9 protein-coding genes are annotated in these 12,145 nt (G+C 64.1%); 3 read left to right on the plus strand and 6 right to left on the minus strand.

Translation table 11 applies throughout. The features are described 5' to 3' along the window. Positions 1-4 precede the first annotated feature (4 nt). The 5 genes from AGI3411_RS01615 to AGI3411_RS01635 all read right to left on the minus strand — a co-directional run bounded on the left by AGI3411_RS01615 (position 5) and on the right by AGI3411_RS01635 (position 6,348). Positions 5-1,198: an O-antigen ligase family protein gene (locus AGI3411_RS01615; RefSeq protein ID WP_165359031.1), complete on the minus strand. Its 1,194-nt coding sequence runs from the start codon at positions 1,196-1,198 to the stop codon at positions 5-7. Beyond that, a complete protein-coding gene (locus AGI3411_RS01620; RefSeq protein WP_129525697.1) occupies positions 1,195-2,640 on the minus strand; it encodes a flippase in 1,446 nt (481 codons plus the stop codon). The genes AGI3411_RS01615 and AGI3411_RS01620 overlap by 4 nt, the downstream gene beginning before the upstream one ends. A 287-nt stretch (positions 2,641-2,927) precedes the next feature. Further along, positions 2,928-3,839 (minus strand): Wzz/FepE/Etk N-terminal domain-containing protein, encoded by a 912-nt coding sequence (locus AGI3411_RS01625; protein WP_129525698.1) that lies wholly within the window; start codon positions 3,837-3,839, stop codon positions 2,928-2,930. Between the two features lie 509 nt (positions 3,840-4,348). Continuing rightward, a complete protein-coding gene (ssb, locus tag AGI3411_RS01630) occupies positions 4,349-4,864 on the minus strand; it encodes a single-stranded DNA-binding protein (protein WP_129525699.1) in 516 nt (171 codons plus the stop codon). A gap of 299 nt (positions 4,865-5,163) precedes the next feature. Beyond that, positions 5,164-6,348 (minus strand): MFS transporter, encoded by a 1,185-nt coding sequence (locus AGI3411_RS01635; protein ID WP_129525700.1) that lies wholly within the window; start codon positions 6,346-6,348, stop codon positions 5,164-5,166. 179 nt (positions 6,349-6,527) lie between these two features. Between AGI3411_RS01635 and uvrA the strand changes: the two genes are divergently transcribed. Next, positions 6,528-9,413, plus strand: coding sequence for an excinuclease ABC subunit UvrA (gene uvrA, locus AGI3411_RS01640; protein ID WP_129525701.1), 2,886 nt, complete (start codon positions 6,528-6,530; stop codon positions 9,411-9,413). A 4-nt stretch (positions 9,414-9,417) separates the two neighbouring features. Beyond that, positions 9,418-10,080, plus strand: a complete 663-nt coding sequence (locus AGI3411_RS01645) for a glutathione S-transferase family protein (RefSeq protein WP_129525702.1) — start codon at positions 9,418-9,420, stop codon at positions 10,078-10,080. Positions 10,081-10,097: 17 nt separating this feature from the next. Here AGI3411_RS01645 and AGI3411_RS01650 read toward each other — a convergent pair whose 3' ends face one another. Then, positions 10,098-11,000, minus strand: coding sequence for a LysR family transcriptional regulator (locus AGI3411_RS01650; RefSeq protein ID WP_043544508.1), 903 nt, complete (start codon positions 10,998-11,000; stop codon positions 10,098-10,100). 125 nt (positions 11,001-11,125) lie between these two features. Here AGI3411_RS01650 and AGI3411_RS01655 point away from each other — a divergent pair, with 125 nt between their 5' ends. Further along, positions 11,126-12,133: a tripartite tricarboxylate transporter substrate binding protein gene (locus AGI3411_RS01655; RefSeq protein WP_244240223.1), complete on the plus strand. Its 1,008-nt coding sequence runs from the start codon at positions 11,126-11,128 to the stop codon at positions 12,131-12,133. Positions 12,134-12,145: the final 12 nt, after the last annotated feature.

The raw sequence follows: 12,145 nt of genomic DNA on the forward strand, positions 1-12,145 counted from the left end.
ATAATTATTTCGCCATTATTGAAGTATCAGCCGAAACCGGCAGAGAAGTCTGCTTCAAGGCCAGAATCAACATATACGCAAGCAACACTTCGAACGCCGCCGAACCCACCAGGGGTTCGAACAATCCGAACACCTGCAATACGACGAACGCCACGCGCAAGTACCGGAACCACGGGGCAGTCTGCTCCGCCCGGCGCAGGCGAACGTAGATTTCCCTCAAGTACAGCACATACAGGAACGTGCCGAACAAACCGTAGTTCAGCAGCATCTGGATAATGGAATTGTGCGCACCCCATACATTCTCGATGCCCGGATTGAGTTCCACGAACGTCCGGAAGGTGTTCGGGCCGATGCCAAACAGGGGATGCTGAATCCATAGATCGAAACCGAACGACCAGAGCAGCAGTCGGTTGATGATCGAAAGCACCTCGCCCTGATAGGGCCCCGCCAACGCAACGATCGAATGCTGGTGGTCGCTGGAAACCAGAAACGTTGCCGCAAAGAACAGGAGCAGGGGCCCCAGCCAGACCAGCCACAGCAACCGCCACTTCTCCATCTGCAATGCAGCGATGAACAGCAGGAACATGAGCGCGCCGCCGCGCGACATGGTGCAAAAAATGGCGACGGCAAACAAGCAGGCCAACGCCCGTTGTTTTGCCAGCGCCAGGGCAAACAGGAAGATCAGGAAGGCCGCCAGATAATTCGAACGCCCCAGGGGGGTCTCGATGAGCAGCTTCTGCTCATAGTAGCCCCCCGGGCTCATCACGGCAACGACGAACAGGATGATCGCCGCCACCGCCAGCACAATGCCTCCGGCCAGCATCATCCCGGCGGCGCGTTCCACGGTAATGTAGCGGTAGAACTGCGCGTAGACCATCAATATGCAGATCGCATACAGCAGCGGCAGCGTGCCTGCCGCCGCGCGCAGGAAACCCCCTTCGGGCGTCAGCAGCAGGCCCAGCAAACCGAAGAACAGGGTGCCGACCAGCAGCAGGACCGAAGACGGTATGACTATCCGCTCGAGCGCCATGCACAGCACCAGCATGGGAAAGACGATGAACATCCCCATCGGGACCGTCATGGTGCTTTCGCCGATCGGCACCTGCAGATCGCCGACGAACAGAAGGAAGAACGGCAGCAGGATCAGGAAGACCCCGGCCTGCGCGTCGTATCGGGATGACAGTGCGTCTTGGTTCACGTACGCACCTCCGGGCGCCCCCGAAAACCCGTCAGGTAGGCCATCAGAAGAACTAGGGCCACGACGCACAGCAGCCATAGCGCGCGCGTCGCCAGGCCGGGAACGGCCACCCCCGCGAACCCCAGCGCGGCGAACAGGGTGATCAAGAGCAGATTCCAGCCAGATCCGGAGAACATCGATCGGTTCAGGGCAATCTTCGCTCCCCAGAACATAAGGACCGCATCGATCGCCACGCGCAGGAACCATGCGATCGCGGCGCCCGTCAAGCCATAGTGGCGCGACAGGACAACCAGCGCGATCACGAACAACGGCGCCTCGAGCACATGAATGACGGCGGTCAGGTGCGAGCGCCCCGCCCCCTGGATTACCGTAAAGGGAATCTGGGCAATGCAGGTAATGAACATACCCGCCGAGAATATCTGCAGCAGCACATAGCTTTGCGAGGCAAACGCCTCGCCCACCCACAATACGAGGAGTTCTTTCGAAAACAGCGCAATCGCGGCCGTGACGGGCAACAATGCGAGAAATATCCAGACGACCGCTTTCCTGATCAGCACAATCGCGGCCTCATCCCGCCGCGCTATCTGCTCGGCCAAGGTCGGAAACAGCACGGCCGTCAGCGCGTTCGGCAGGATCGACAGCTTCGTGATCAGTTCCTGGGGCGTGACGTAATAGGCGACGGCCGCGGACGAAAGCACCGATCCGACGATGAAACGGTCCGCATAGCTCATCAGCGGGCTCACGACATTGCTGACTGTCATCCAGCCACCCGAACTGCAGAGCGGCGCGATCAGCGTCTTGTCGAAATGGAGCCTGCCTGCGTCGTCAGGCAATATCCGTTTGGCATACCACGCATGGAGGACGCAGGTCACCACGCGTCCGCCCGCAAGCACGGCGGTAATCACATCCAGCCGTGCCACCCCGTAAAGCACGACGGCCAGCGGTCCGAGGAACGTCAGGAGTCCCATGGGCACGCGGATGATATTGACGATCGCAAACGCGTGCCGGGCTTCGAGCACGCCGCGGAAGCCGGACGTGAGCACGACGGCGGGCATGGCAAGGGCCATGATCCAGATCGCGTTGAGTGCCTCCTGGCGATCCGGAATGGACTGGATGAACCCGAGGCCCCAGGGGCCCAGCGCGGCCATGAGCACGCCCGCGACGATCCCGAATATCGCGATCACCACCGTGGCGGTCGTAACCAATGCGCCGATCCGATGGCGCTCCTTGCCCGCGAGCATGACCGCCAGCTGCTGGGTCAGCGCGCGCCCCAACCCGAGGTCAAACAGGCTCAGATAACTGACGACGGCCCAGATCAGCGTCAAAAGACCGAATCGAGCATCACCCAACTCTTTGATCAGCACGGGAATGCTGAATACCGCCACGAACAGCGGAAGCCCGAGGCCGATCAAGTTGTAGAGGGAATGTCTGATTAATTTCACGAGCCAACCAGGGCAGATTTAATTACACGCAATATGTCAAGAAAATACGTGCCACTTCTTTTTCATCGACATCGACAAACAAAACGAACTGCTGCCCGGCAATGGCTCGGCAGTTGCCTGCTTACGCTCATTGCAGCGGCTGGAAATCAGAAGGGGAGGCCTATGCCTTCCCCTGTACAGCCAAAACACGTTAATGACGCCAGCCGTCCATTCGCGGATTCCCTGCATTTTTGGCCTGAACCGCAATGGCCAGCCGCCTTTCCCGAACCGAGTTGCCGCGGCCGGAATCAACGCATTCGGTCCAGCCGGGTAGTCCTGCGAAAAACCGAAAAAATGAATCCACAGATAAAACCGATAACCAAACCTCCGGCCAGGAAAAATTTGAGTTTCGGCGATACCGGCCGATCGGTTATGTCCACCGCGGAAACAACCGTGGGATACAGGTTTGTGGGAAACAAACGACGATCAAGGTCGCGCTGCACCTTGCGCAGCGACTCGATCAATGCGGCGTTATTCTGGACCTGGGCGGTAAGCACCGACGCCGACAGCAGTTGCGCGTCTTGCGGCTGTTGCAGCACCTTGGCGTACTCTTTGGTCAAGCGCTCGTAGCTCGATTCCGCCACCGCAAGTTCGCTCTTGTTTTTCTCGAGTGCGGCGGTCAGATCCGCCTTCAGCGCTCCGGGAACATTATTGTGCGCGGCCAGCAGTTCCTGCGTGAAGGCAGCAGCATACTTCTTCAACTGCTCCGGCGAATATCCGAGAAAATCGATTTTGAGAAAATCGGTGCCGGGCACGTCGGCCGGCTTCAAGGAACTGCGGAATAACCTGACCTCCGGCGGTTCGGCCTCGCCGGCGCCTACCTCCGTGTATCCCGTCGACCGGATCACCGAATCGACAAATTCCTTGCTACGCACCCGATAACCCGTCTGTCCGACCCCTTCGATGAGCGTGCTGTCGCGTTCCGTGCCTGCCGAAACCTTGCCCACCTGCACCAGCAGGCTGGCCTGCCATTTCGGCGTGGCGAAAAAATAGGCTCCTACGCCACAGGCGCCGCCCAGCACTGCCGCCACAGCCAGTATTTTCCAATTACGAAACAGGTTCCCGATAAATTCCATCGGGAATATTTCTTCCGACTTCCCTGCCGACGCGGCAGCACCATTGCCCGTCGTGACATTTCGGGAGTAATTCTCATCCTGCATAGATATCCTTTGCTTGGCGACGTTCCTGCGCCTATCGGCGGCAGGCTGGTGCTGTCACTTTCCCGCAACACTCTCATTTGGCCGATGAAAAGCGTAGCAGTGGGGTAACCAGCCGGCAAGTAACGTTTAGATTGTTTGGTTAAACAGAAAGCATGCAAGGAAACCACCTCGGCGTTACAGCGGCACTGTAAAAATGTGCGCCAACATAAGAAGGCTCGCCGATCTCCCGCTTTCAGGGCCGTTCCAGCGTGTCAGAAATAAATGCACACAGCAGGGAAACATTTGTAATTTTAATATATTACACGGCCCGCAACCGTGTCTCCACGAGGAAACGCCGGGATCTGGAATTCATTGCCGATGGGTAGCCGGCCCTCAGAGCCGGGGCAGTGCCGCGGGACTTCCCGCACGCCGACGGGTCAGCGGGGAATCGGGCTTTGCGTTGGATGGATGGAGAGGGGATGCGGGCGGCCGCCATGCCGTGAACGGCCGCCTTGCACTGAACGCCTGCCTTAGAACGGAATATCGTCGTCCATATCGGCCAGGTTGGCGCCGCTGCTGGCCGGGGCCGCCGCGGGAGCCGGACGCTGCTGCGGAGCCGGGCGCTGCGCCGGGGCGCGTTGCTGGCGCGCGGGCGCGTCGTCGTAGCCGCCACCGCCACCGTAGCTGGCGCCACCACCGCCGCCGTCTTCGCGGCCGCCCAGCATCTGCATCTGGTCGGCGACGATTTCGGTGCTGTAGCGGTCAGCGCCGGTGTCCTTGTCTTGCCACTTGCGCGTCTTGAGGCGGCCTTCGATGTAGACCGAACGGCCCTTCTTCAGGTATTCGCCGGCGATTTCAGCCAGGCGGTTGTACATGACGACGCGGTGCCATTCCGTTTCTTCGCGGCGTTCGCCGGAAGCCTTGTCTTTCCAGGTGGAGGTGGTGGCAATGGACATATTGCAGATTGCCGCCCCGTCGGGGCTGTAGCGGACTTCCGGGTCGCGCCCCAGATTGCCCACGAGTATGACTTTGTTAACCGATGCCATGCCGTTGTCCCTCTGTTGTTGACAGCCTGCGCCTGTGCGTTGCCGCGGACGCGCCGGCAACAACATAAAAGCGATGTTGAAGACCGGCTTCATGAAACACGCCGGTCACCATCACGGTGACCGGCGACGCCGGGTGAAGCCCTAGATTTGGTAGGTATTATCGACGAAAAGGGCCTGCCGCGCCAAACGGAAATAGTGACAAAACCGCCCGCCCTGCTCCCGGATTTGGCGGCTGTTGCGCGCCGTTCAAGGGATGATCCGTGACTTTTCCGCCAGGCGGCAGCCCGCTGCCGCGCGGATCACGCCAGCGGCCGCAGGGCCCAGGTAACGGCCAGCCAGACCGCCGACAAGACCGCCGCGGCAACGAACACCGCGCTCGATCCCGAATGCGCGGCAAGCCAGCCGCCCAGCGCGCCCCCGGCGAACAGGCCCGCGGCCTGGGCGGTGTTGTAGAAACCCAGTGCCAGCCCCTTGTAGGCCTGCGGCGCCACCCTGGACACCAGGGACGGCTGCAGAGCCTCCAGCACGTTGAACGCGACGAAAAAGCCCGTCAACGCGATGGCCAGCGTGTAGAAGCCGTGGCTGGCGGCGGGCAGCAGGCCGCACACCACGATCAACCCCGCGACGGCGGCGCGCAGGGCGCCGCGGTGGGCACGGCGCTTTTCCGCGACGAACACCACCGGCACCATCAGCACGAAAGACACCAGGATGACCGGTAGATAAACCTTCCAGAGCTCGCGCGCGTCCAGCCCGCCCACCTTCGCCAACAGCGCGGGCACAACCACGAACAGCGACACCTGGATCAGGTGCAGCACGAAAACGCCAAAGTTCAGACGCAGCAGGTCGCGGTGGGTCAGGACTTCGCGCGGCTTGGCCGCCTGCATGGTGCGGGCTTGGGTCCGCGGCACCACCGGTACGACCCAGCGCGCCACGCCCAGGCAGATGACGCCCAGGCAGGCGATGGTCCAGAACAGGCCCGACAGGCCCCACCAGCCAACCAGTACGGGCGACAGGACGAGCGAGACGGCGAAAGACAGGCCGATCGATCCGCCCACCATGGCCATGGCGCGCGTGCGCACTTCGTCGCGGGTGGCGTCCGCCAGCCAGGCGGTGACCGCCGCGGAAATGGCGCCCGCGCCCTGAATGGCGCGGCCGATGGTGATCCAGTACACGTCCGAGGCCTGTGCGCAGACGATGCTGCCCGCCACGAACAGCAGCAGCCCGCACAGCACCACGGGACGGCGCCCCCAGCGATCGGAGGCCAGGCCGAAAGGAATCTGCATGAAAGCCTGGGTCAGGCCGTACATGCCCAGCGCCAGCCCGACCCGGGCCGGATCGTCCCCCCCCGGCATGCCGCTGGCGGCCACGGCAAAGACGGGCAGCAACAGGAACAGTCCCAGCATCCTCGCGGCGAACAAGCCGGCCAGAGCCACACTGGCGCGGCGCTCGGAAGGGGTCAATTTCAGTTTTTTATCTGCCGGCATGCGGAAATTTCAACAATGACAAGGGCAATTCGCGCGCGTGGATGTCATACGCTCACGGTCTGATTTGGCGGTGCGGCGCCGGCCCTGGGCCAATCCGGGCGGAAGGACTGCCCCGAACGCAGGGGGATTCGGCGCGCTATAGTACCAAGTTGGCCTTTGAAACCGCTTAAAAGAGCCCGATGGACGCGATACGCATTCGGGGTGCCCGCACCCACAACCTCAAGAACGTCTCGCTGGACCTGCCGCGCCACAAACTGGTGGTCGTCACCGGCTTGTCCGGTTCGGGCAAGTCTTCCCTGGCATTCGACACCCTGTACGCGGAAGGCCAGCGGCGCTACGTGGAAAGCCTTTCCGCCTACGCCCGGCAGTTCCTGCAACTGATGGACAAGCCGGACGTGGACCTGATCGAAGGCCTGTCGCCGGCCATCTCGATCGAGCAGAAGGCGGCCGGGCACAACCCGCGTTCCACCGTCGGCACCATTACCGAGATCCACGACTACCTGCGCCTCCTGTATGCGCGGGTCGGCACCCCCTATTGTCCGGACCACGGCCTGCCACTGCAGGCGCAAAGCGTCAGCCAAATGGTGGACGCGGTGCTGGCCTGGGCGCCGGAAACCCGCCTGGCCGTGCTGGCGCCGATCGCCCGAGGCAAGAAGGGCAGCTTCGAGGACGAATGCGCCAGCCTGCAAGCGCAGGGCTACGTGCGTCTGCGCGTCGATGGCCAGATGATGGAAATCGACGGCATGGCGCCGCTGAAGAAAACCGAAAAGCACGACATCGACGTCGTGATCGACCGGCTGCGCATCAAGGCCGAGAGCAAGCAGCGTCTGGCCGAGAGCTTCGAGACCGCGCTGCAGCTGGCCGACGGCCGGGCGCTGGCGCTGGACATGGACGACGGGCGCGAACAGGTCTTCTCCAGCCGCTATGCCTGCCCGGTATGCAGCCACAGCCTGCCCGAGCTGGAACCGCGCCTGTTCAGCTTCAACAACCCCATGGGCGCCTGCCCCAGTTGCGACGGCATCGGCCAGGTCGGCTTCTTCGACCCCAAGCGCGTGGTCGCCTTCCCGGAACTGAGTCTGGCGGCGGGCGCGATCCGCGGCTGGGACCGCCGCAATGCGTTCACCCATTCGCTGCTGACCAGCCTGGCGGCCCACTACGAATTCGACATCGAGGCGCCCTTCGAGGAGCTGCCGGAAACGCTGCGCGAAAAAGTGCTGTACGGCTCGGACGAAGAGGAAATCTCGTTCCTCTACCTGAACGAGAAGGGCCGCAGCACGGTCAAGCGCCACACCTTCGAGGGCGTCATCCCGAACCTGGAACGCCGCTGGCGCGAAACCGATTCGGCCACCGTGCGAGAAGAACTGGGCAAGTACCGCAACATCAAGACCTGCCCGGACTGCGCTGGCTCGCGCCTGCGTCCGGAAGCGCGCAACGTGCTGATCGGCCACGATCCGCGCGGCGGCGAGCGTTATGGCCAGGCCATTTATGAAGTCGAGGCGATGCCGCTGTCGACCTGTCTGTCATGGTTCCGCGACCTCAGCCTGACCGGTGCCAAGCAGGAGATCGCGCAGCGCATCGTGCGCGAGATCGAAGCGCGCCTGAGCTTCCTGAACAACGTGGGCCTGAATTATCTGTCCCTGGACCGCAGCGCCGACACCATCTCCGGCGGGGAAGCGCAGCGCATCCGCCTGGCCAGCCAGATCGGCTCGGGCCTGACGGGCGTGATGTACGTGCTGGACGAACCCTCCATCGGCCTGCACCAGCGCGACAACGACCGCCTGATCGGCACCTTGCAGCACCTGCGCGATCTCGGCAACAGCGTCATCGTCGTCGAGCACGACGAAGACATGATCCGCATGGCCGACTGGGTCGTGGACATGGGGCCGGGCGCTGGCGAGCACGGCGGTGAAGTCGTGGCGCAAGGCGATCCGGAGACCGTGCAGCGCGATCCCGGCTCCTTGACCGGCCAGTACCTAAGCGGCGCGCGCGCCATCGCGATCCCGGAACGCCGCCCCATCGACGGCGAGCTGCCCTGGCTGGTCCTGTCGGGCGCCAGCGGCAACAACCTGAAGAACGTGGATCTGCGCATCCCGTCGGGCCGCCTGGTCTGCGTGACCGGCGTTTCCGGGTCGGGCAAGTCCACCCTCGTCAATGACACACTGGCCGTCGCCGTATCGCGCCAGCTGCATCATGCGCAGAGCGAACCCGCGCCGTACGTGTCAATGCAGGGGCTGGAGAATTTCGACAAGATCATCAGCGTGGACCAGAGCCCTATCGGCCGCACGCCGCGCAGCAACCCGGCCACCTACACCGGCCTTTTCACGCCGATCCGCGAGCTCTTCGCGGGCGTGCCCGAAGCGCGCACCCGCGGCTACGATCCCGGGCGCTTCAGCTTCAACGTCAAGGGCGGCCGCTGCGAGGCTTGCCAGGGCGACGGCGTGGTCAAGGTGGAAATGCACTTCCTGCCCGACATGTACGTGCCTTGCGACGTCTGCCACGGCAAGCGCTACAACCGCGAAACGCTGGAGATCCGCTACCGCGGCCGCAACATCAGCGAAGTGCTGGACCTGACGGTGGAGCAGGCGCTCGAGTATTTCGAGTCCGTGCCCGCCATCTCCCGCAAGCTGCACACCCTCATCGACGTGGGCCTGTCGTACATCCGGTTGGGCCAAAGCGCGACCACCCTGTCGGGCGGCGAAGCGCAGCGCGTGAAGCTGTCGCAGGAACTGTCCCGCCGCAGCACCGGCCGTACGCTGTACATCCTGGACGAGCCCACGACGGGCTTGCATTTCCGGGATATCGAGCTACTGTTGCAGGTGCTGAACCAGTTGGTCGACAGCGGCAACACGGTGCTCATCATCGAACACAACCTGGACGTCATCAAGACGGCCGACTGGGTCGTGGACATGGGGCCTGAAGGCGGCGATGGCGGCGGCCGCGTGGTGGCGCAAGGCACGCCGGAAGATGTCGCGGCGGCCGAGGCCAGCCATACCGGGCAATACCTGGGCAAGCTGCTGCGCCGCGCGCCGGATCAGCAGTCCGGACACTCAACGCGTAAGGGATAGCGGCATGTACACCTTGATCATCGGCAACAAGAACTACTCTTCCTGGTCCATGCGCCCGTGGATCGCCCTGCGCGCCGCAGGCATCGGCTTCGAAGAGCAGAAGCTGGGCCTGACCACCGAGGCGTTCACGCGCCGCCTGAGCACCGTCACGCCCGCGGGCCTGGTGCCCGTGCTGCTGGATGGCGACTTCGCCATCTGGGATTCCCTGGCCATCTGCGAATACGCGGCCGAACGCCATCCCGAAGCGCGCCTGTGGCCGCAAGACGTCCGCGCACGCGCGCGGGCGCGCTCGCTGGCGGCGCAAATGCACAGCGGCTTCGGCGCGCTGCGCCAGGCCTTGCCCATGAACGTCGAAGCGCACCTCCCAGGCATCGAGCTGCCCGAGGCCGCGCGCCAGGACATCTCCCGCATGCATGCCATCTGGCAGGACACGCGCGCCGAATTCGGCAGCGGCGGGCCGTTCCTGTTCGGCGCGTTCTCGATCGCCGACGCGTTCTTCGCACCCGTGGTCTCCCGGTTCACGACCTACGGCATCGCCGCCGCGGGCCCGGTGCGCGACTACATGGACGCCGTGCTGGCCCTGCCGGCCATGCAGTCGTGGATGGAAGAGGCGCGCACCGAAGCCACCTTCGTGCCCGAAGACGAACCCTACCGCAAGCACCGCTGACGGCCGCCCGGCCCGCCTCAGTCGCGCAGCCGCTCGGCCACGAATTCTCGCAGCAGCCCCATCGCGGGCGCCTCTGTGCGACCCGTCAGGGTCACCAGCGCGAACAGGGCGTGGCTGCGCAGCGGCGGATCGGCCGGGAGTTCCGCCAACTCCCCTGCCTCGATGCCCGCCCGGGCCGCCCCCACGATGCCCAGGAAAACCGCGTCCGACACGCGCACGGCCTCGAGCAGGCTGCCGATTTCGTCGCAACGCAGGCGCACCGAGGTTTGCGGGTCCGCCTCGACGCCGAAGTGTTCAACCAGGATCCGCTCCGTATCCGCCGCCAGGAAGGTGGACGCCAAGGGATAGGACGCAATCTCCGCGAAGCGCGGCGGACGCGCCGCGCGGGCCAGCGGATGCCCCGGGCGGCAGATGAAGCCTGCCCGCATCTGCGACACGGGCTCGATGCGCAGATCGGCCGCCGGCACGATGCCGCGGGTATCCACCACCAGCGCATCCAGCCGCCGCTGGCGCAATAGCGCCAGGTGGGCTTCCAGCGAACCGCGCATCACTTCCAGGCGCAATTGCGGATAGCGCTGCGCAACGTGCGCCAGCAAGGGCGTCATGAGCATGGCGCCCGGGCCCGAGCCCAGGCCGATGCTGATGGCTCCCCTGTCCCCCTGGGTCAGCAATTCGGCGCTGCGACGCAATTCGGCCGATTCGAACAGGATGCGGCGGGCGCGGCCGGCGACTGTCAGGCCCAGCGGCGTCAGTTCCGTGCGCTTGCCCATGCGGTCCAGCAGCCTCGCCCCCAGATCCTCTTCCAGTATTCGGATGCTGCGGCTGAGCGCCGACTGGGTCAGGTGCAGGCGTTCGGCGGCGCGGCTGAATGAGCCTGCTTCGGCCACCGCCAGCAGATGTTCGAGCTGCTTGAGGTTCATGCCGGGGATTTCCACTCAAGTATGAGTTTTTTTTCTAGCTTCCAGAATAACAATTCGTTAGACAACTGGCGATGGCTGTCCCTAGCATGCCGTTCACGACACCACATTCCAAAAAGGGGAAACTCGTGAGCAAGCTTTTCGACCGCCTGCGTCTCGCCGGCTGTGCGGTGGCGCTGGGCGCGGCGCTGTCGGGCCCGGCCGCCCTGGCCGCCGACTATCCGAACCGGCCCGTGATGATGATGGTGCCGTATCCGGCGGGCGGCACGTCCGATGCCATCGCCCGCGTGGTGGCCCCGCCCGTGTCCAAACAGCTGGGCCAGCCCGTGCTGGTGGAGAACCTGGGCGGCGTCAGCGGCGCGCTGGGCGCACAGAAGGTGCTGGCCGCCAAATCCGACGGCTATTACCTGTTCCAGGGGTCGCCCAACGAGCTGATTCTTTCGCCCATTGCCAATCCGGCGGTGAAGCTCAAGAGCGAGGATTTCCGCCTGGTGCAGATGATCGGCATGGCGCCCATGGTCATCGTGGCGCGCAGCGATCTGCCGGCGGCGACCGCCGATGAACTGGTCACGCTGGCGCGCTCGCGATCGGCCACGCAGCCGCTCACGTTCGGCAGCGTGGGGGTGGGTTCGCTGTACCACGTCCTGGGCGAGCACCTGGCCCGCACCATCGGCGCCAACATGGTCCACGTGCCCTACAAGGGAGGCGCGCCGCTGATGCAGGACCTCGGCGGCGGCCAGGTGGACATCGCCATCCTGCCCCTGTCCCAGCAGCAGATGGCACTGGCCGAACAAGGCCGCGTCAAGCTGCTGGCCAGCCTGGACCCGCAGCGCAGCACGCTTCCGGCCCTCAAGGCCGTTCCGTCGGTCAATGAAGGCCAGTTGCTCAAAGGCTTCAACTTCACCACCTGGACCGGCTATTTCGTCAAGCGCGACACGCCGGAAGCCGTGGTCGCGCAACTGCAGGCCGCGCTCAACGCCGCCATGCAGGACCCCGCGGTGAAGCAGAGCCTGACATACCAGAACATCGAAGTCTCGGCGCCGATGAGCGCCGAGCAGGCGGACACCATGTACCGCGCCGAGACCGAGCGCTTCCGCGAAATCTCCAGCCACGTGAAACTGGCCGGCACGCCCTGAACGCTCCCTACC

Source organism: Achromobacter agilis, from assembly GCF_900496965.1.
In the GTDB taxonomy this organism is placed as follows: Bacteria; Pseudomonadota; Gammaproteobacteria; order Burkholderiales; family Burkholderiaceae_B; genus Achromobacter; species Achromobacter agilis.

Bases quoted from the DNA above. Each gene is read 5' to 3' on its own strand.
- AGI3411_RS01650 (WP_043544508.1), bottom strand. From the start codon at position 11,000: ATGAACCTCAAGCAGCTCGAACATCTGCTGGCGGTGGCCGAAGCAGGC.
- uvrA (WP_129525701.1), top strand. From the start codon at position 6,528: ATGGACGCGATACGCATTCGGGGTGCCCGCACCCACAACCTCAAGAAC.
- AGI3411_RS01635 (WP_129525700.1), bottom strand. From the start codon at position 6,348: ATGCCGGCAGATAAAAAACTGAAATTGACCCCTTCCGAGCGCCGCGCC.
- ssb (WP_129525699.1), bottom strand. From the start codon at position 4,864: ATGGCATCGGTTAACAAAGTCATACTCGTGGGCAATCTGGGGCGCGAC.
- AGI3411_RS01645 (WP_129525702.1), top strand. From the start codon at position 9,418: ATGTACACCTTGATCATCGGCAACAAGAACTACTCTTCCTGGTCCATG.
- AGI3411_RS01625 (WP_129525698.1), bottom strand. From the start codon at position 3,839: ATGCAGGATGAGAATTACTCCCGAAATGTCACGACGGGCAATGGTGCT.